Origin of the sequence: Blastococcus sp. TF02A-26 (assembly GCF_003319125.1) — a bacterium.
Taxonomy (GTDB): domain Bacteria; phylum Actinomycetota; class Actinomycetes; order Mycobacteriales; family Geodermatophilaceae; genus Trujillonella.
Genome location: NZ_QOHG01000002.1, coordinates 297,854 through 317,554, shown reverse-complemented (window position 1 = coordinate 317,554; position 19,701 = coordinate 297,854). Strand labels below are relative to the sequence as shown.

Annotated in this window: 16 protein-coding genes and 1 pseudogene; 14 read left to right on the top strand and 3 right to left on the bottom strand. The window is 70.2% G+C overall.

The features are described 5' to 3' along the window. The first annotated feature begins 71 nt into the window (after positions 1–71). Complete coding sequence (gene rpoB / locus DQ240_RS03615; RefSeq protein ID WP_113838315.1) at positions 72–3,464, top strand: DNA-directed RNA polymerase subunit beta; 3,393 nt, start codon at positions 72–74, stop codon at positions 3,462–3,464. An 88-nt stretch (positions 3,465–3,552) separates the two neighbouring features. Next, a complete protein-coding gene (locus tag DQ240_RS03610) occupies positions 3,553–7,458 on the top strand; it encodes a DNA-directed RNA polymerase subunit beta' (protein ID WP_113838256.1) in 3,906 nt (1,301 codons plus the stop codon). 73 nt (positions 7,459–7,531) lie between these two features. On the opposite strand, the gene DQ240_RS03605 is transcribed toward DQ240_RS03610, so the two are convergent. From DQ240_RS03605 to DQ240_RS03595, 3 genes are all read right to left on the bottom strand, one after another. Then, complete coding sequence (locus DQ240_RS03605; RefSeq protein ID WP_113838255.1) at positions 7,532–8,575, bottom strand: LLM class F420-dependent oxidoreductase; 1,044 nt, start codon at positions 8,573–8,575, stop codon at positions 7,532–7,534. A 61-nt stretch (positions 8,576–8,636) separates the two neighbouring features. Next, positions 8,637–8,852 (bottom strand): hypothetical protein, encoded by a 216-nt coding sequence (locus DQ240_RS03600; RefSeq protein ID WP_113838254.1) that lies wholly within the window; start codon positions 8,850–8,852, stop codon positions 8,637–8,639. A 52-nt stretch (positions 8,853–8,904) separates the two neighbouring features. Further along, positions 8,905–9,894: a hypothetical protein gene (locus DQ240_RS03595; protein ID WP_113838253.1), complete on the bottom strand. Its 990-nt coding sequence runs from the start codon at positions 9,892–9,894 to the stop codon at positions 8,905–8,907. Between the two features lie 541 nt (positions 9,895–10,435). Between DQ240_RS03595 and rpsL the strand changes: the two genes are divergently transcribed. From rpsL to rpsC, 12 genes and pseudogenes are all read left to right on the top strand, one after another. Then, positions 10,436–10,810 carry a 30S ribosomal protein S12 gene (gene rpsL / locus DQ240_RS03590; RefSeq protein ID WP_012950487.1) on the top strand — a complete coding sequence of 125 codons (375 nt, stop codon included), beginning with the start codon at positions 10,436–10,438 and terminating at the stop codon, positions 10,808–10,810. Between the two features lies 1 nt (position 10,811). Beyond that, positions 10,812–11,282: a 30S ribosomal protein S7 gene (gene rpsG / locus DQ240_RS03585; RefSeq protein WP_091213426.1), complete on the top strand. Its 471-nt coding sequence runs from the start codon at positions 10,812–10,814 to the stop codon at positions 11,280–11,282. Positions 11,283–11,370: 88 nt separating this feature from the next. Next, positions 11,371–13,470, top strand: a complete 2,100-nt coding sequence (fusA, locus tag DQ240_RS03580) for an elongation factor G (protein WP_113838252.1) — start codon at positions 11,371–11,373, stop codon at positions 13,468–13,470. A 91-nt stretch (positions 13,471–13,561) separates the two neighbouring features. Continuing rightward, entirely contained in the window at positions 13,562–14,755 is a 1,194-nt protein-coding gene (gene tuf / locus DQ240_RS03575) for an elongation factor Tu (protein WP_113838251.1), read from the top strand. Positions 14,756–14,895: 140 nt separating this feature from the next. Next, complete coding sequence (gene rpsJ / locus DQ240_RS03570) at positions 14,896–15,201, top strand: 30S ribosomal protein S10 (RefSeq protein ID WP_014742859.1); 306 nt, start codon at positions 14,896–14,898, stop codon at positions 15,199–15,201. A 9-nt stretch (positions 15,202–15,210) separates the two neighbouring features. Beyond that, the gene (gene rplC, locus DQ240_RS03565; protein WP_113838250.1) at positions 15,211–15,876 is read left to right on the top strand and encodes a 50S ribosomal protein L3; all 666 of its coding nucleotides are present in this window, start codon (positions 15,211–15,213) and stop codon (positions 15,874–15,876) included. Next, complete coding sequence (rplD, locus tag DQ240_RS03560; protein ID WP_233498460.1) at positions 15,873–16,814, top strand: 50S ribosomal protein L4; 942 nt, start codon at positions 15,873–15,875, stop codon at positions 16,812–16,814. Before rplC ends, rplD begins: the two co-directional genes overlap by 4 nt. After that, positions 16,811–17,113 (top strand): 50S ribosomal protein L23, encoded by a 303-nt coding sequence (rplW, locus tag DQ240_RS03555; RefSeq protein ID WP_113838249.1) that lies wholly within the window; start codon positions 16,811–16,813, stop codon positions 17,111–17,113. Before rplD ends, rplW begins: the two co-directional genes overlap by 4 nt. 45 nt (positions 17,114–17,158) lie before the next feature. Next, complete coding sequence (gene rplB, locus DQ240_RS03550; protein WP_104527742.1) at positions 17,159–17,992, top strand: 50S ribosomal protein L2; 834 nt, start codon at positions 17,159–17,161, stop codon at positions 17,990–17,992. Positions 17,993–18,015: 23 nt separating this feature from the next. Then, on the top strand, positions 18,016–18,297 hold the full coding sequence (gene rpsS, locus DQ240_RS03545) for a 30S ribosomal protein S19 (protein WP_029340037.1): 282 nt from the start codon (positions 18,016–18,018) through the stop codon (positions 18,295–18,297). A 19-nt stretch (positions 18,298–18,316) separates the two neighbouring features. Beyond that, positions 18,317–18,670, top strand: a pseudogene (gene rplV / locus DQ240_RS03540) (50S ribosomal protein L22); the annotation flags it as partial. A 110-nt stretch (positions 18,671–18,780) separates the two neighbouring features. Then, positions 18,781–19,698 (top strand): 30S ribosomal protein S3, encoded by a 918-nt coding sequence (gene rpsC / locus DQ240_RS03535; RefSeq protein ID WP_113838247.1) that lies wholly within the window; start codon positions 18,781–18,783, stop codon positions 19,696–19,698. Positions 19,699–19,701 lie beyond the last annotated feature (3 nt).

Here is a 19,701-nt window from a genome sequence, read left to right as displayed (position 1 = left end):
CCGAATCACCCAGTCCGCAGAGCACCACCCCGCAGTCCGGCCCCCGCACCGGTGAGGCCGACCAGCAGAAGATCCCCGGCGCGCCGCTGCGCGTCTCCTTCGCCAAGATCAACGAGCCGCTCGAGGTGCCGGACCTGCTGGCCCTGCAGACCGCCTCGTTCGACTGGCTGATCGGCAGCCCCGAGTGGCGGGCCACCCTCTCGCCCGAGGAGCAGGCCTCGGCCGTCGGCGGCCTCGCCGAGATCCTCGAGGAGATCTCCCCGATCGAGGACTTCAGCGGCTCGATGTCGCTGTCCTTCTCCAACCCGCGCTTCGAGGACGTCAAGGCGTCCCTCGAGGAGTGCAAGGACAAGGACATGACCTACGCGGCGCCGCTGTTCGTCACCGCCGAGTTCATGAACAACACCACCGGCGAGATCAAGTCGCAGACGGTGTTCATGGGCGACTTCCCGATCATGACGAACAAGGGCACCTTCGTCATCAACGGGACCGAGCGCGTCGTCGTCTCGCAGCTGGTCCGCAGCCCGGGCGTCTACTTCGACAAGACCCTGGACAAGACGTCGGACAAGGACGTCTTCAGCGCCAAGGTCATCCCCAGCCGCGGTGCGTGGCTGGAGTTCGACGTCGACAAGCGCGACACCGTCGGCGTCCGCATCGACCGCAAGCGCCGCCAGCCGGTCACCGTGCTGCTCAAGGCGCTGGGCTGGACCGAGGACCGCATCCGCGAGCACTTCCAGTGGTCGCCCACGGTGCTGGCCACCCTCGAGAAGGACCACATCGCCGGCCAGGACGAGGCCCTGCTCGACATCTACCGCAAGCTGCGTCCGGGCGAGCCGCCGACGCGCGAGTCGGCGCAGGCGCTGCTGGAGAACCTCTTCTTCAACGCGAAGCGCTACGACCTGGCGAAGGTCGGCCGCTACAAGGTCAACAAGAAGCTCGGCGTCTCGGTGCCCCAGGCGACCAGCACGCTGACCGAGGACGACATCGTCGCCACCATCGAGTACGTCGTGCGTCTGCACGCCGGCGAGCCCGAGCACGGCGTCGACGACATCGACCACTTCGGCAACCGTCGCCTGCGCACCGTCGGCGAGCTGATCCAGAACCAGATCCGGGTCGGCCTCTCCCGCATGGAGCGCGTGGTCCGCGAGCGGATGACGACCCAGGACGTCGAGGCGATCACGCCGCAGACCCTGATCAACATCCGGCCGGTCGTCGCCTCCATCAAGGAGTTCTTCGGCACCAGCCAGCTGTCCCAGTTCATGGACCAGACCAACCCGCTCGCGGGCCTGACCCACAAGCGCCGCCTGTCGGCGCTGGGTCCGGGCGGTCTGTCGCGTGAGCGGGCCGGCATGGAGGTCCGCGACGTGCACCCGAGCCACTACGGCCGGATGTGCCCGATCGAGACCCCGGAAGGCCCGAACATCGGCCTGATCGGCTCGCTGTCCTCGTTCGGCCGGGTGAACGCGTTCGGCTTCATCGAGACGCCGTACCGCCGGGTCGAGAACGGCACCGTCACCGACCAGATCGACTACCTGACCGCCGACGAGGAGGACCGCTTCGTCGTCGCCCAGGCCAACTCGCCGCTGGACGCCAACGGCCGGTTCGCCGAGGACCGCGTCCTGGTCCGCACCAAGGGCGGTGAGGTCGACTACCTGTCGCCCGAGAACGTCGACTACATGGACGTCTCGCCGCGCCAGATGACCTCGGTCGCCACGGCGATGATCCCGTTCCTCGAGCACGACGACGCCAACCGCGCGCTCATGGGCGCCAACATGCAGCGTCAGGCGGTCCCGCTGCTGCGCAGCGAGGCGCCGCTCGTCGGCACCGGCATGGAGCTGCGTGCCGCGGTCGACGCCGGCGACGTGGTCGTGGCCGAGAAGGCCGGTGTGGTCGAGGACTCCACCGCGGACTACGTCACCGTCATGGCCGACGACGGCACCCGGCAGACCTACCGGCTGCTCAAGTTCCGCCGCTCGAACCAGGGCACCTCGATCAACCAGAGCCCCGTCGTCGACGAGGGTCAGCGGGTCGAGGTCGGCCAGGTCATCGCCGACGGGCCGTGCACCGACCAGGGTGAGATGGCGCTGGGCAAGAACCTGCTCGTCGCCTTCATGCCGTGGGAGGGCCACAACTACGAGGACGCGATCATCCTGTCGCAGCGCCTCGTGCAGGACGACGTCCTGTCCTCGATCCACATCGAGGAGTTCGAGGTCGACGCCCGCGACACCAAGCTCGGTGCCGAGGAGATCACCCGGGACATCCCGAACGTCTCCGAGGAGGTCCTCGCCGACCTCGACGAGCGCGGCATCATCCGCATCGGTGCCGAGGTCGTCCCCGGCGACATCCTCGTCGGCAAGGTCACGCCCAAGGGCGAGACCGAGCTGACCCCCGAGGAGCGGCTGCTGCGGGCGATCTTCGGCGAGAAGGCCCGCGAGGTCCGGGACACGTCGCTCAAGGTCAAGCACGGTGAGTCCGGCAAGGTCATCGGCGTCCGGGTGTTCTCCCGCGAGGACGGCGACGAGCTGCCCGCCGGCGTGAACGAGCTGATCCGGGTCTACGTCGCCCAGATGCGCAAGATCTCCGACGGCGACAAGCTCGCCGGACGCCACGGCAACAAGGGCGTCATCGCGAAGATCCTGCCGCAGGAGGACATGCCGTTCCTCGAGGACGGCACCCCGGTCGACATCGTGCTCAACCCGCTGGGCGTGCCCGGCCGGATGAACGTCGGCCAGGTCCTGGAGATGCACCTGGGCTGGGTCGCCAAGCAGGGCTGGGAGGTCGAGGGCACCCCCGAGTGGGCCGCCAACCTCCCGTCGGCCGCCCGCGCGGCGCAGCCGAACACCCGGACCGCGACGCCGGTGTTCGACGGCGCCAAGGAGGACGAGATCGTCGGCCTCCTGGGTTCGACGATCCCGAACCGGGACGGCGAGCGCATGGTCAAGGAGACCGGCAAGGCCCGGCTGTTCGACGGTCGCTCCGGGGAGCCCTTCCCCGAGCCGATCGCCGTGGGCTACGTCTACATCCTCAAGCTGCTGCACCTGGTCGACGACAAGATCCACGCCCGGTCGACCGGCCCGTACTCGATGATCACGCAGCAGCCGCTGGGTGGTAAGGCGCAGTTCGGTGGCCAGCGCTTCGGCGAGATGGAGTGCTGGGCGATGCAGGCCTACGGCGCGGCCTACGCGCTGCAGGAGCTGCTGACCATCAAGTCCGACGACATCCTCGGCCGGGTCAAGGTCTACGAGGCCATCGTCAAGGGCGAGAACATCCCCGAGCCGGGCATCCCGGAGTCGTTCAAGGTGCTGCTCAAGGAGCTCCAGTCGCTCTGCCTCAACGTCGAGGTGCTGTCCGGCGACGGGCAGGCGATCGAGCTGCGCGACACCGACGACGAGGTCTTCCGGGCCGCGGAGGAGCTGGGCATCGACCTGTCCCGCCGCGAGCCGTCGTCCGTCGAGGACGTCTGATCGGCCGCCGGCCGGCCCCTGACCGGGGCCGGCCGGCGCCCCCGACTCCCACCATGAAGAAGAACTAGCCCCTGAAAGGGGTAATCAGTTGCTCGACGTCAACTTCTTCGACGAACTGCGTATCGGCCTGGCCAGTGGTGACGACATCCGTCAGTGGTCCCACGGCGAGGTGAAGAAGCCCGAGACCATCAACTACCGCACGCTCCGTCCCGAGAAGGACGGGCTCTTCTGCGAGAAGATCTTCGGCCCCACCCGGGACTGGGAGTGCTACTGCGGCAAGTACAAGCGCGTCCGCTTCAAGGGCATCATCTGCGAGCGCTGCGGCGTCGAGGTGACCCGGGCCAAGGTCCGCCGCGAGCGGATGGGCCACATCGAGCTGGCCGCGCCGGTCACCCACATCTGGTTCTTCAAGGGCGTCCCGTCGCGCCTGGGCTACCTGCTCGACCTGGCGCCCAAGGACCTCGAGAAGATCATCTACTTCGCGGCCTACCTGATCACCTCGGTCGACGACGAGTCGCGGCACCGCGACCTGCCGACCATCGAGGCGGAGATCAGCGCCGAGAAGTCGAACCTGGAGAACCGGCGCGACGCCGACGTGGAGGGTCGCCAGCAGAAGCTGGAGGCCGACCTCGCCGAGCTCGAGGCCGAGGGCGCCAAGTCCGACGTCCGGCGCAAGGTCCGCGAGGGCGGCGAGCGCGAGATGCGCCAGATGCGCGACCGCGCCCAGCGCGAGATCGACCGCCTCGAGGAGGTGCTCGACACCTTCCGCAAGCTGGAGGTCAAGCAGCTCATCGCCGACGAGGGCCTCTACCGCGAGCTGCGCGACCGCTTCGGTGAGTACTTCGAGGGCGGCATGGGCGCCGCGGCGCTGCAGAAGCTGCTCGCCGGCTTCGACCTCGACGCCGAGGCCGCCTCGCTGCGCGACACCATCCGCAACGGCAAGGGCCAGCGCAAGCTGCGGGCCCTCAAGCGGCTGAAGGTCGTCGCGGCGTTCCAGCAGACCCGCAACTCGCCCATGGGCATGGTGCTGGACTGCGTCCCGGTCATCCCGCCGGACCTGCGCCCGATGGTGCAGCTCGACGGTGGCCGCTTCGCCACCAGCGACATGAACGACCTGTACCGCCGGGTCATCAACCGGAACAACCGCCTGAAGCGGCTCCTGGACCTCGGCGCGCCCGAGATCATCGTGAACAACGAGAAGCGGATGCTCCAGGAGTCCGTGGATGCGCTGTTCGACAACGGCCGTCGCGGCCGGCCGGTCACCGGCCCGGGCAACCGTCCGCTGAAGTCCCTGAGCGACCTGCTCAAGGGCAAGCAGGGCCGGTTCCGCCAGAACCTGCTCGGCAAGCGCGTCGACTACTCGGGCCGTTCGGTCATCGTCGTCGGCCCGCAGCTGAAGCTGCACCAGTGCGGCCTGCCCAAGCAGATGGCGCTGGAGCTGTTCAAGCCCTTCGTCATGAAGCGGCTGGTCGACCTCAACCACGCGCAGAACATCAAGTCCGCCAAGCGGATGGTGGAGCGCGCGCGGCCGGTCGTGTGGGACGTGCTCGAGGAGGTCATCACCGAGCACCCGGTGCTGCTGAACCGTGCGCCGACCCTGCACCGCCTGGGCATCCAGGCCTTCGAGCCCCAGCTGGTCGAGGGCAAGGCCATCCAGATCCACCCGCTCGTCTGCACCGCGTTCAACGCGGACTTCGACGGTGACCAGATGGCGGTGCACCTGCCGCTGTCGGCCGAGGCGCAGGCCGAGGCCCGGATCCTGATGCTGTCGAGCAACAACATCCTGAGCCCGGCCGACGGTCGTCCGATCACCGCGCCGACGCAGGACATGGTGCTCGGCCTGTACCACCTGACGACCCTGGTGGCCTCGCCGCTGGAGTCCGACGGCGGGCAGCCGCGCTCGTTCTCCTCGACGGCCGAGGCCGTCATGGCCTACGACAAGGGCGCGCTGGGTCTGCAGGAGCGGGCCTGGATCCGTCTGGACGAGGTCTTCGGCGTCGACAACGGCAAGGTCAACCCCGCGTGGGAGCAGCCGGAGGACTGGACGCCGGGCGCCCCCGCGCGCGTGCTGACCAGCCTGGGCCGGGTGCTGTTCAACGAGGCCCTGCCCGAGGACTACCGCTTCGTCAACTACCAGGTGCCGAAGAAGGAGCTCGGGGCGATCGTCAACGACCTCGCCGAGCGCTACCCCAAGGTGCAGGTCGCGGCGACGCTGGACGCCCTCAAGTCGGCCGGATTCCGCTGGGCCACCCGGTCGGGGGTCACGATCGCGATCGACGACGTCGTCACCCCGCCGGCCAAGCGCGAGATCCTCGACCGGCACGAGGAGGAGGCCCGCGGCGTCGAGCGCCAGTACGAGCGCGGTCTCATCACCGACTCCGAGCGTCGTGGCGAGCTCATCGAGATCTGGACCCGCGCGCGGGCCGAGGTCAGCGAGGCCATGGTGGAGAACTTCCCGACCACCAACCCGGTCTGGGTCATGGTCAACTCGGGCGCCCGAGGCAACATGATGCAGATCAGCCAGATCGCCGGCATGCGTGGCCTGGTGGCCAACCCGAAGGGCGAGATCATCCCGCGGCCCATCAAGGCCAACTTCCGGGAGGGTCTGTCCGTGCTGGAGTACTTCATCTCCACGCACGGTGCCCGCAAGGGTCTGGCCGACACGGCGCTCCGTACCGCCGACTCCGGCTACCTCACCCGACGGCTGGTCGACGTCTCCCAGGACGTCATCATCCGCGAGGAGGACTGCGGCACCGACCGCGGCGTGATCATGCCCATCGGCACGGTCGTCGACGGCACGGTCACCCGGGACGCGCACGTGGAGACCAGCGTGTACGCCCGTGCCCTGGCCGCCGACGTGGAGGCCGCGGACGGCACGGTCGTGGCGCGGGCCGGCGAGGACCTCGGTGACGTGCTCATCGCGGCCCTGGTCGACGCCGGTGTGCACGAGGTCAAGGTCCGCTGCGTCCTGACCTGCGAGTCGCTGCTCGGCACCTGCGCCACCTGCTACGGCCGGTCGCTCGCGACCGGCAAGCTGGTGGACGTCGGCGAGGCGGTCGGCATCATCGCCGCCCAGTCGATCGGCGAGCCCGGCACCCAGCTGACGATGCGCACCTTCCACACCGGTGGCGTCGCGGGTGAGGACATCACCCACGGTCTGCCGCGTGTGGTCGAGCTCTTCGAGGCCCGCGTCCCCAAGGGCAAGGCGCCGATCGCCGAGCTGGCCGGCACGGTCCGGATCGAGGACGGCGAGCAGTTCCGGAAGCTCACCATCACCCCGGACGACGGCTCCGACGACGTCGTCATCGACAAGCTGTCGCGGCGGTCGCGGCTGCGGGTCGAGGACGGCGCCCACGTCGAGGTCGGCGAGCAGCTCACCGAGGGTGCGGTGGACCCGCACGAGGTGCTGCGGATCATGGGCCCGCGCGAGGTGCAGCTGCACCTGGTCCGCGAGGTCCAGGAGGTCTACCGCAGCCAGGGTGTGTCGATCCACGACAAGCACATCGAGGTGATCATCCGCCAGATGCTGAAGCGGGTGACCATCATCGACTCGGGCGCCACGGAGTTCCTCCCGGGTGCGCTGGTCGAGCGGACGCTGTTCGAGACCGAGAACCGTCGCGTCGTCGCCGAGGGCGGCGAGCCGGCCTCGGCCCGTCCGGTGCTCATGGGCATCACCAAGGCCTCGCTCGCGACCGAGTCGTGGCTGTCGGCCGCCTCCTTCCAGGAGACGACCAAGGTGCTCACCGACGCCGCGATTCAGGGCAAGAGCGACAGCCTGCTCGGGCTCAAGGAGAACGTGATCATCGGAAAGCTGATCCCGGCCGGCACCGGCATCAGCCGCTACCGGAACATCACGGTCGAGCCGACCGAGGAGGCCCGCGCCGCCGTCTACACGATGGCCGGGTACGACGACGGGCAGTACTACAGCCCCGACGTCTTCGGCTCGGGCTCCGGCGAGGCCGTGCGCCTGGAGGAGTACGACTGGCGGGGCTGACCCCGTAGACGCAGAGGGCCCCGCAGGCATCAGCCTGCGGGGCCCTCTCGCGTCATGTGACGCAACGGGGGGACTACCGGTCGCACAGCTCCCGCATCGTCGCGACCGTCTTCAGCCGGTTCTCCCGGCTGTCGTCGAGCGGCTGCAGGGCCAGGGTGGTGACGCCGGCCTCGGCGAACGCGGCGATCCGCTCCTGCACGTAGCCCTCGGGGCCGATGAGCGAGACCGCGCGCACGAGCTCCTCGGGCAGGGCCGCCGCGGCCTCGTCCTTCTTGCCGGAGAGGTAGAGGTCCTGCACGGTGGCGGCGGCGTCGGCGAAGCCGTAGCGGACGGCGAGGTCGTTGTAGAAGTTCTTCCCCCGCGCGCCCATGCCGCCGACGTACAGGGCCAGCTGCGGCCGCACGAGGTCGTGCAGCGCGTCGACGTCCTCGCCGATGGCGACCGGGACGCCGACCACGACCTGCAGCTCACCCAGCGACGGGTCGCGCTTGGCCCTGCCGGCGGCCAGGGCGTCGCCCCAGACGTCCGCGGCGCGCTCCGGCATGAACCAGATGGGCTCCCACGCCTCGGCGATCTCGGCGGCGAGCTCGACGTTCTTGGGGCCGAGGGCGGCCAGCATGATCGGCACGCGCTCGCGGACGGGCGTGTTGATCAGCTTGAGGGGCTTGCCCAGGCCGGTGCCCTGCTCGGCCGGCAGGGGGATCGTGTACTTCGCCCCCGCGTGCTCCAGCCGCTCGCGCCGCCACACCTGGCGGCAGATCTCGACGATCTCGCGGGTCCGCTGCAGCGGCGCGTCGTAGGGGACACCGTGCCAGCCCTCGATGACCTGGGGACCGGAGGCACCCAGGCCGAGGGTGAACCGGCCGTCGGCGACGTAGTCCAGCCCGGCAGCCGTCATGGCGATCAGGGCGGGCGTGCGGCTGTAGATGGGGAAGATGGCGCTCAGCAGCTCCACCCGCTCGGTGACCGCGGCGAGGTAGCCCAACTGGCTCACCGAGTCGAAGGTGTAGACCTCTGCGATCGTCGCGACGTCGAGCCCGGCGGCCTCGAGGTCGCGGATCTCGTCCGCGGTCTCGCGGAAGCCCCCGCTGTAGCTGGCCTGGATGCCGATGCGCACGTGCCCTCCCGGGGTCGTCGGCGCCCTCGTCGGCGCCGGGCACGACCGTATCGGCGGGCGGTCAGAGCGGGCGTACCGCCCCGACGACCTGCGTGACCACGCGCACCCCGTCGACGTCGCCGGGGACGCGACCGACGGCTCCCGGATCGGCCAGGTCCACCTTCACGACGTAGCCGGTGCCGCGGCGCGCCAGCCCGATGCCCACGACCTCGGGCACGGCAGCGAGCCGCTGGCTCAGGGCGCTCTTCGCGGCGCGGGCGGAGGCACGGTCGGACACCCCTCCATGGTGCGCCACTCCCGCCGATACGAACAGTGCCCGGCGGCACCGGTCACCCGGAGATCCCCCACTGCGCGCCGAGCACCCGCAGGACCGTGGCCAGGGGGCTGGCGTAGGTCACCCCGCCGCCCTGCGCGCCGCCGATGTCGCTGCCCGCGAACAGCAGCGCCAGCGGGGCGCGATCGGCGCTGCGCCAGATCACCGAGCCGCTGTCCCCGCCTGCGCTGAAGGCGCCACCCAGACCCTCGATCTCGATCTGCCCGTCGAACGTGTGGACGGCGTCGTCGTACTGCACGGCCACGCCGTCGACCTCGACCGCGGTGACCCGGCCGTGCGTGTGCCCCGTGGTGCGCCCCACCTTCTCCACCTGGACGTCGGGGTCCACGTCATCGCCGTCGACCACGGTGGCGCCCAGGGGGCCGCCCGGGTAAGCGCCCGGGTCCGCCGCCACCCCGTCGTCCAGGACGGCGACGGCGGCGTCGACCAGGTTGGGCCCGGCCGTGAGGCGCGGGAAGGCGCCCAGCGTCGCCACGCGGTCCGCGGCGGTGCCCCCGTCGGCCGGGCCCGGCTGCAGGATCGCGTCGCCCGGGGTGGCGGCGTCGCTCGCGGCCAGCACGTGGTTGTTCGAGAGCGCGGCGCGGCGCCCGCCCACCCGCACGAAGCCACCGAGGGTCCCTGCGGTGACCGTGGGGTGGGCGACCGACAGCCCGGGCCGCAGCGGTCGGACCCGGCGCTGCAGGTCGGCGGGGGAGACGCCGGCGGTGCCGACGGGGGAGTGCAGTGCCCGCACCGGCCCGATGACGCGCACGTCCACCTCTGCGCGCACGGCGTCGGAGACCCCGTCGAGCAGGACGGCGGCGTCGGCCCGCGTGGCCACCCGCACCGCCAGCCGGACCTGGCCCGGGGCCACCGGCGCCAGGCCGAAGGCGGGACGGAACCACGCACGCCCGGGCGCCAGGCCGCTGGCGGTCACCGGGACGTCCCACCCCGCCACGCGCGCCCCGAGGCGCAGCTTCAGCTCCCGGGCCTCGTCGACCTGCACCGTTCCCCCTCGCTCCCCGGCTCGTCGCCGTGGGTGTCCGTCCTGGCACCGACGGTAGGACCGGGGTACGACAGTCGGGGCTCCCGCGGGCCGCCGACGGGCCGACGGACGGCGGTCGGCAGTAGAGTTCCGGTCACCGCCGAGGCCCGGGAATGAACCGGCGCGGACGGCGTTGACCCCATCTGAGTCCGAGGTCACGGGCCTCGCTCCGTCGACATGGGGACCCGGTTTGCACCGGCCTCCGCGGCGCGGGTATCGTGGTCAGCCGTGCCCAGGGTGTCCTGGGCCTGCTCCCGTTCGCGGTGCGCTCGCCGGCAGGTTGGTGGCGCCGAGTCGCGGGGGGCGACCGATCCGGTTGGCAACGCCGACCGGTCCCGGGAAGGGCGACACGCCCGACCGCGGGGACCGGAGGTGCGGCGCGCCTGGACCGGGCCCACCCAGCAGGACCGGCACCCGGCACGAGAGCCACGAAGACAGTGCACCGAAGACAGAGCACCGACCGACAGCACGACCCAGCGCAGGTAGGAGATCCAGGCCCCCCATGCCCACGATCAACCAGCTGGTCCGCAAGGGCCGCGAGGACAAGGTCGAGAAGACCAAGACCCCGGCGCTGAAGGGTTCCCCTCAGCGCCGTGGCGTGTGCACCCGCGTGTACACGACGACGCCGAAGAAGCCGAACTCGGCGCTGCGCAAGGTCGCCCGCGTCCGCCTCACCAGTGGCATCGAGGTCACCGCCTACATCCCCGGTGTCGGCCACAACCTGCAGGAGCACTCGATGGTGCTCGTGCGCGGTGGTCGTGTGAAGGACCTCCCGGGTGTGCGCTACAAGATCATCCGCGGCTCGCTGGACACCCAGGGCGTCCGCAACCGCAAGCAGGCTCGCAGCCGGTACGGCGCGAAGAAGGAGAAGAGCTGACATGCCCCGCAAGGGTCCCGCTCCCCGTCGTCCGCTCGTCGCCGACCCGGTCTACCAGTCGCCGCTGGTGACCCAGCTGGTGAACAAGGTCCTCGTCGACGGCAAGCGCTCGGTCGCCGAGGCGATCGTCTACGGCGCCCTCGAGGGCTGCCGCGCCAAGACCGACACCGACCCGGTCGTCACGCTCAAGCGTGCGCTGGACAACGTCAAGCCGGCCCTCGAGGTCCGCAGCCGCCGCGTCGGTGGTGCGACCTACCAGGTCCCGGTCGAGGTCCGCGCCTCCCGCAGCACCACCCTCGGCCTGCGCTGGCTGATCCAGTACAGCCGCGCGCGCCGCGAGAAGACCATGACCGAGCGCCTCATGAACGAGCTGCTCGACGCGAGCAACGGTCTGGGAGCCGCGGTCAAGCGCCGCGAGGACACCCACAAGATGGCCGAGTCCAACAAGGCCTTCGCGCACTACCGCTGGTGACGGAACTCCACCAGCTCCCGCTGCCCGCGGATGCGCCGGGCGACCCCCGGCACCCGTGCACGGACCGAACCGAAGAGGAGAAGTAGAGATGGCCAGCAACGCGGCCCAGCTCGCCAAGACCCGCAACATCGGGATCATGGCGCACATCGACGCCGGCAAGACCACGACGACCGAGCGCATCCTCTTCTACACCGGTATCACGTACAAGATCGGTGAGGTCCACGACGGCGCGGCCACGATGGACTGGATGGAGCAGGAGCAGGAGCGCGGCATCACCATCACGTCGGCCGCGACGAAGTGCACCTGGAAAGACCACGACATCAACATCATCGACACCCCCGGGCACGTCGACTTCACCGTCGAGGTGGAGCGGTCGCTGCGGGTGCTCGACGGTGCCGTCGCGGTGTACGACGGCGTCGCCGGCGTCGAGCCGCAGACCGAGCAGGTGTGGCGGCAGGCCGAGAAGTACGGCGTCCCGCGCATGTGCTTCGTCAACAAGCTCGACCGCACCGGCGCGGACTTCTTCCGCTGCGTCGACATGATGGTCGAGCGCCTGGGCGCCAACCCGCTCGTCCTGCAGCTGCCGATCGGCAACGAGTCCGACTTCATCGGCGTCGTCGACCTGGTGCAGATGCGCGCGCTCACCTGGCGCGGTGAGACCAAGATGGGCGAGGACTACGCCGTCGAGGAGATCCCCGCCGAGCTGGCCGACCAGGCCGCCGAGTACCGCGAGAAGCTGCTCGAGGGCATCGCCGACTTCGACGACTCGATCATGGAGGCCTACCTCGGCGGCGAGGAGATCTCGGTCGAGACCATCAAGGCCGCGATCCGCAAGGCGACCATCGCCGCGCAGGTCAACCCCGTGCTCACCGGCACCGCGTTCAAGAACAAGGGCGTCCAGCCCCTGCTCGACGCCGTCGTCGACTACCTGCCCAGCCCGCTCGACATCGAGGCGATCGTCGGCACCGCGCTGGACGGCGAGACCGAGGTGCTCCGGCACGCCGACGAGGACGAGCCGTTCTCCGCGCTGGCGTTCAAGATCCAGACCGACCAGCACCTGGGCAAGCTGACCTACGTGCGCGTCTACTCCGGGCGTCTCGACGCCGGGTCCCCGGTGCTGAACAGCACCAAGGACCGCAAGGAGCGGATCGGCAAGATCTACCAGATGCACGCCAACAAGCGCGAGGAGCGCGCGGGCGTGGGCGCCGGCCAGATCGTGGCGGTCAACGGCCTCAAGCAGACGACGACCGGTGACACCCTCTGCGACCCGCAGAAGCCCGTCATCCTCGAGTCGATGACCTTCCCCGCTCCCGTCATCTCGGTCGCGATCGAGCCCAAGACGAAGAGCGACCAGGAGAAGCTGGGCACGGCCATCCAGAAGCTGGCCGAGGAGGACCCGACGTTCCAGGTCCGCCTCGACGAGGAGACCGGCCAGACCGTCATCTCCGGCATGGGCGAGCTCCACCTGGAGATCCTGGTCGACCGGATGCGGCGTGAGTTCAACGTCGAGGCCAACGTCGGCAAGCCGCAGGTCGCCTACCGCGAGACCATCCGCAAGGCGGTCGAGAAGGTCGACTACACCCACAAGAAGCAGACCGGTGGGTCCGGCCAGTTCGCCAAGGTGCAGGTCAGCATCGAGCCCCTCGAGGTCTCCGGCGACGGGCCGACCTACGAGTTCGTCAACGCCGTCACCGGTGGCCGCATCCCGAAGGAGTACATCCCCTCGGTCGACGCGGGCATGCAGGACGCCATGCAGTACGGCATCCTCGCCGGCTACCCGATGGTGGGCGTCAAGGCCACCCTCGTCGACGGCCAGTACCACGAGGTCGACTCCTCGGAGATGGCCTTCAAGATCGCCGGCTCGATGGTCTTCAAGGAGGCCGCCCGCAAGGCCAGCCCGGCCCTGCTCGAGCCGCTCATGGCCGTCGAGGTCGTCACGCCCGAGGAGAACATGGGCGACGTCATCGGCGACCTGAACTCCCGGCGGGGCACCATCCAGGCGATGGAGGAGCGCTCCGGCGCTCGCGTCGTCCGGGCCCTGGTGCCGCTCTCGGAGATGTTCGGCTACGTGGGCGACCTGCGCAGCCGCACCCAGGGGCGGGCGAGCTACACCATGGTGTTCGACTCGTACGCCGAGGTCCCGCAGAACGTCGCCAAGGAGATCATCGCCAAGGCGACCGGCGAGTGACCCGCCGGGCGGAACCCCCCGCCCGGCAACCCATCAGCAACCCCACCCCAGAGTTCGCGCACGACTGCGACACCACGAGGAGAGGAACCCAGTGGCCAAGGCCAAGTTCGAGCGGACCAAGCCGCACGTCAACATCGGCACCATCGGGCACATCGACCACGGCAAGACGACGCTGACCGCGGCGATAACCAAGGTCCTGCACGACAAGTACCCGGACCTCAACGAGGCCTCCGCCTTCGACCAGATCGACAAGGCGCCCGAGGAGAAGGCCCGCGGTATCACGATCTCGATCGCCCACGTCGAGTACCAGACGGAGAACCGTCACTACGCGCACGTCGACTGCCCCGGGCACGCCGACTACATCAAGAACATGATCACGGGTGCGGCGCAGATGGACGGTGCCATCCTCGTGGTCGCCGCCACCGACGGCCCGATGCCGCAGACCAAGGAGCACGTCCTCCTGGCCCGCCAGGTCGGCGTCCCCTACATCGTCGTGGCGCTCAACAAGGCCGACATGGTCGACGACGAGGAGATCCTCGAGCTCGTCGAGCTGGAGGTCCGCGAGCTGCTGTCCGAGTACGAGTTCCCGGGCGACGACGTCCCCGTGGTCCGCGTCTCGGCGCTGAAGGCCCTCGAGGGCGACGCCGAGTGGGGCGACCGCCTCATGGAGCTGATGAACGCCGTCGACACCGCGATCCCGGAGCCGGAGCGCGACATCGACAAGCCGTTCCTCATGCCCGTCGAGGACGTCTTCACCATCACCGGCCGCGGCACCGTCGTGACCGGTCGTGTGGAGCGCGGCATCGTCAAGGTGTCGGAGGAGGTCGAGATCGTCGGCATCCGTCCCACCTCGACCAAGACCACCGTCACCGGTGTCGAGATGTTCCGCAAGCTGCTCGACCAGGGTCAGGCCGGTGACAACGTCGGTCTGCTGCTGCGCGGCATCAAGCGCGAGGACGTCGAGCGTGGCCAGGTCGTCGTGAAGCCGGGTTCCATCACCCCGCACACGAACTTCGAGGCCTCGGTCTTCATCCTCTCCAAGGACGAGGGTGGCCGGCACACGCCGTTCTTCAACAACTACCGTCCCCAGTTCTACTTCCGGACGACGGACGTGACGGGCGTCGTGACGCTGCCCGCGGGCACCGAGATGGTCATGCCCGGCGACAACACCGAGATGACGGTCGAGCTGATCCAGCCGATCGCCATGGAGGAGGGCCTCAAGTTCGCCATCCGTGAGGGTGGTCGGACCGTGGGCGCCGGTCGCGTCACCAAGATCCTCAAGTAACACCCCGTGGACGGGCGGCGGCCGGATCGGCCGCCGCCCGTCTCCCGGGTCCGGGCCAGACGCTCGTGCTCGGACCCATGGGTCCCGACTCCGGGACCCACCACAGACAGACTCACGATCGGCAGGAGCGAGACAAGGCGATGGCGGGACAGAAGATCCGCATCCGGCTGAAGGCCTACGACCACGAGGCGATCGACGCCTCGGCGCGGCGCATCGTGGACACGGTGACGAAGACCGGTGCGCGCGTCGTCGGCCCGGTGCCGCTGCCGACGGAGAAGAACGTGTACTGCGTCATCCGGTCCCCGCACAAGTACAAGGACTCGCGGGAGCACTTCGAGATGCGTACGCACAAGCGCCTCATCGACATCCTCGACCCGACGCCGAAGACGGTCGACGCGCTCATGCGCATCGACCTGCCGGCCTCGGTCGACGTCAACATCCAGTAAGGGGGAGTCATGGCGAGCAACTTCCGCGGACTCCTCGGCGAGAAGCTGGGCATGACCCAGGTCTTCGACGAGAACAACCGCATGGTGCCGGTGACCGTCGTCAAGGCGGGGCCGTGCGTGGTGACCCAGGTGCGCACCCCCGAGGTGGACGGCTACTCGGCCGTGCAGCTCGGCTTCGGTGAGATCGACCCGCGCAAGGTGAACAAGCCCGAGGGCGGTCACTTCGCGAAGGCCGGCGTCACGCCGCGCCGCCACGTGGTGGAGCTGCGCACCAACGACGCTGCCACCTACACCGTCGGCCAGGAGCTGACGGCCGAGGTCTTCGACGGCGTCGCCAAGGTCGACGTCATCGGCACGAGCAAGGGCAAGGGCACCGCCGGTGTCATGAAGCGGCACGGGTTCAAGGGCCTGGGCGCCGCGCACGGCACCCAGCGCAAGCACCGGTCGCCCGGTTCCATCGGCGGGGCCTCCACCCCCGGCCGTGTCTTCAAGGGACTGCGCATGGCCGGCCGCATGGGTGCGGTCAAGACGACGACGCTGTCGCTCGTGGTCCACAAGGTGGACACCGAGCGCGGCCTGCTGCTGATCAAGGGCGCCATCCCCGGCCCGAAGGGCGGCCTCGTGCTCGTCCGCTCGGCCGTCAAGGGCGGTCCCGTGGGGAGTGACACCAAGTGACCCAGTCCACCCAGACCCGGACCGACCGCCAGGTCGACGTCCGGACGCCGGCGGGGGCGACCTCCGGCAGCGTGACGCTGCCCGGCGAGCTCTTCGACGCCAGCGCCAACGTGTCGCTGATGCACCAGGTCGTCGTGGCCCAGCTGGCCGCCGCGCGCCAGGGCACGCACGCGACCAAGACCCGCGGCAAGGTCAGCGGTGGTGGCGTCAAGCCCTACCGCCAGAAGGGCACCGGCCGCGCCCGCCAGGGGTCGATCCGCGCTCCGCAGTTCACCGGCGGTGGCACGGTCCACGGCCCGCAGCCGCGCGACTACACCCAGCGGACCCCCAAGAAGATGAAGGCCGCCGCCCTGCGCGGTGCCCTCTCCGACCGGGCCCGCGAGGACCGCGTCCACGTCATCACCACCTTCGTCGAGGGCGACGCCCCGAAGACGAAGGAGGCGCTCAAGGCGCTGGACGCCGTCACCCAGGCCAAGCGGGTGCTCGTGGTCCTCGACCGCGACGACGTCCTCAACTGGATCAGCCTGCGCAACGAGCCCCGGGTGCACCTGCTCGAGGCCGGCCAGCTGAACACCTACGACGTCCTGCTCTCCGACGAGATCGTCTTCACCGAGGCCGCGCTGGCCGAGTTCGTGGCCGGCCCCGCCCGCGGTGGTGCCAAGCCCGACCTGGCCACCTCCGAGATCTCCGGTGGCGTCCCGTCGATCGCGCCCGCGGTGGACGAGGGCACCGTCGAGGTGAGCGGCTCCGCCGGAGCGCCCGCCGCGACGCCGCGCAAGCGGGCTGCGGCGAAGTCCGGGGACGACGCGGCGCCGGCCACCCCGGCCGAGGCCGCCGCGGCCCCGGCCGAGCAGGCCGCCGCCGCCAACGCCGGCCCGGATGCCACGGCTCCGACCGAGGACGGCACCACCGACACTGCCGAGGAGGAGAAGGCGTGACCTTCCACGACCCCCGGGACGTCCTGCTCGCGCCGGTCATCTCGGAGAAGAGCTACGGGCTCCTGGACGAGAACCAGTACACGTTCCTCGTCCACCCGGACGCCAACAAGACGCAGATCAAGATCGCCGTGGCGCAGGTCTTCAACGTGAAGGTCCTCGACGTCAACACGATCAACCGCCAGGGCAAGAAGAAGCGCAGCCGGGGCAACCGCATGGGCAAGCGTCCCGACACCAAGCGCGCGATCGTCTCGCTCGCCCCCGGCGACCGCATCGAGATCTTCGGCGGTCCCGGCGCCTGAGCGCCGTGATCATCCCGGACCAGAGACAGAGAGACTGAGTCAGCAATGGCTATCCGCAAGTACAAGCCGACGACGCCGGGCCGCCGCGGCTCCAGCGTCGCCGACTTCGCCGAGGTCACTCGCGACCATCCCGAGAAGTCGCTGGTCCGGCCGCTGCACGGCCGCGGCGGGCGCAACGTCCACGGGAAGGTCACCGCTCGCCACCAGGGCGGCGGCCACAAGCGCGCCTACCGGCTGATCGACTTCCGCCGGGCCGACAAGGACGGCGTGCCGGCCAAGGTCGCGCACATCGAGTACGACCCCAACCGCACGTCGCGCATCGCGCTGCTGCACTTCGCCGACGGCGAGAAGCGCTACATCATCGCGCCGGCCCGCCTCAAGCAGGGCGACACGGTGGAGTGCGGCCCCGCCGCCGACATCAAGCCGGGCAACAACCTGCCGCTGCGGAACATCCCCGTCGGCACCGTCGTTCACGCCATCGAGCTCCGCCCCGGTGGCGGCGCCAAGATCGCCCGGTCGGCGGGCACCAGCGTCCAGCTGGTCGCCCGTGAGGGCCGGTTCGCCCAGCTGCGCATGCCGTCGGGCGAGATCCGCAACGTCGACGTGCGCTGCCGCGCCACGATCGGCGAGGTGGGCAACGCCGAGCAGTCGAACATCAACTGGGGCAAGGCCGGCCGCATGCGGTGGAAGGGCAAGCGCCCGACCGTCCGCGGTGTCGCCATGAACCCGGTCGACCACCCGCACGGTGGTGGTGAGGGCAAGACCTCCGGTGGGCGCCACCCGGTGAACCCGAAGGGCAAGCCGGAGGGCCGGACGCGCAAGCGCAAGGCCAGTGATGCCCTGATCGTGCGCCGCCGGCGCACCAACAAGAAGCGCTGAGCGGGTAGAGGAGTCCGACAGACATGCCACGCAGCCTGAAGAAGGGCCCGTTCGTCGACGACCACCTGCTCAAGAAGGTGGACGCGCAGAACGAGAAGGGCACCAAGAACGTGATCCGTACGTGGTCACGTCGCTCCACGATCATCCCGGACATGCTGGGCCACACCCTCGCGGTGCACGACGGCCGCAAGCACGTCCCGGTGTTCGTGACCGAGGCGATGGTCGGGCACAAGCTCGGCGAGTTCGCCCCCACGCGCACCTTCCGTGGGCACATCAAGGACGACCGCCGGTCGCGGCGCGGCTGACGGCGAGGAGATCCCGAAGATGACTTCCCAGTTGGGGCAGGAGACGCCGGTCGCCCGGGCCACCGCCCGGTTCGTCCGCGTCACCCCCATGAAGGCACGCCGGGTGGTGGACCTCATCCGCTACCTGCCCACCGACGAGGCCCTGGCCCTGCTGCGCTTCGCGCCGCAGGCCGCCAGCGAGCCGGTCGCCAAGGTGGTGGCCAGCGCCGTCGCGAACGCCGAGCACAACCTGCAGCTCGACCGCGGTGCACTGGTCGTCAGCGCGGCGTACGTGGACGAGGGCCCGACGCTCAAGCGGATCCGTCCGCGTGCGCAGGGCCGGGCGTTCCGCATCAACAAGCGGACCAGCCACATCACCGTCGAGGTGAGCGAGGTGGCCGGCAGCGCCGAGCTCGCGCAGAAGTCGCGCAAGGCGCGCCGGGACACCGGCCAGTCCGGCCCCGCCACCCAGCAGAAGAGCAACACGAGGGGAGGGACCCGCTAGTGGGTCAGAAGGTCAACCCGCACGGGTTCCGGCTCGGCATCACCACCGACTACAAGTCCCGGTGGTACGCGGACAAGCTCTACAAGGACTACGTCAAGGAAGACGTGGCCATCCGCAAGCTCATGTCCAAGGGCATGGAGCGGGCCGGCATCTCGAAGGTGGAGATCGAGCGCACCCGTGACCGCGTCCGCGTCGACATCCACACCGCCCGTCCCGGCATCGTCATCGGCCGCCGTGGCGCCGAGGCCGACCGCATCCGCGGCGAGCTGGAGAAGCTCACCGGCAAGCAGGTGCAGCTGAACATCCTCGAGGTCAAGAACCCCGAGTCCGACGCGCAGCTGGTCGCCCAGGGTGTCGCCGAGCAGCTCTCCAGCCGCGTGAGCTTCCGTCGCGCCATGCGCAAGGCCATGCAGTCGGCCCAGCGCAGCCCGCAGGTCAAGGGCATCCGGGTCCAGTGCTCGGGTCGCCTCGGCGGCACCGAGATGAGCCGGTCGGAGTTCTACCGCGAGGGTCGCGTGCCGCTGCACACCCTGCGCGCGAACATCGACTACGGCATCTACGAGGCCCGCACCACCTTCGGCCGCATCGGCGTCAAGGTCTGGATCTACAAGGGCGACGTGAGCGGCTCCCGGGCCGAGCGCGAGGCCCTCGAGGCCCTGGCCGCCCGCCAGCAGCGTCGTGAGCGTGCACAGCGTCCGCAGCGCCGCTCCGGCTCCAGCGGCACGACCGCCGGCGGCACCGAGGCCGGCCGCGCGGCCGCCGAGGGCACCGGGCCGGTCGTGGACACCACCGAGGCCGTCGTCGCGCAGACCGCCGGCGAGGCCGTGGAGACCACCGTCGCCGACGTGGCGGGTCCGGAGGCCACCGCGGCCGCCGAGGCCGCCACGACCGAGGCCACCGAGAACACGGAGAGCTGAGCC

Coding starts and splice junctions, on each gene's coding strand:
- fusA (WP_113838252.1), top strand. CDS start 11,371: ATGGCCAGCAACGCGGCCCAGCTCGCCAAGACCCGCAACATCGGGATC.
- rplC (WP_113838250.1), top strand. CDS start 15,211: ATGGCGAGCAACTTCCGCGGACTCCTCGGCGAGAAGCTGGGCATGACC.
- rpsJ (WP_014742859.1), top strand. CDS start 14,896: ATGGCGGGACAGAAGATCCGCATCCGGCTGAAGGCCTACGACCACGAG.
- rplB (WP_104527742.1), top strand. CDS start 17,159: ATGGCTATCCGCAAGTACAAGCCGACGACGCCGGGCCGCCGCGGCTCC.
- rpsL (WP_012950487.1), top strand. CDS start 10,436: ATGCCCACGATCAACCAGCTGGTCCGCAAGGGCCGCGAGGACAAGGTC.
- rpsS (WP_029340037.1), top strand. CDS start 18,016: ATGCCACGCAGCCTGAAGAAGGGCCCGTTCGTCGACGACCACCTGCTC.
- rpsG (WP_091213426.1), top strand. CDS start 10,812: ATGCCCCGCAAGGGTCCCGCTCCCCGTCGTCCGCTCGTCGCCGACCCG.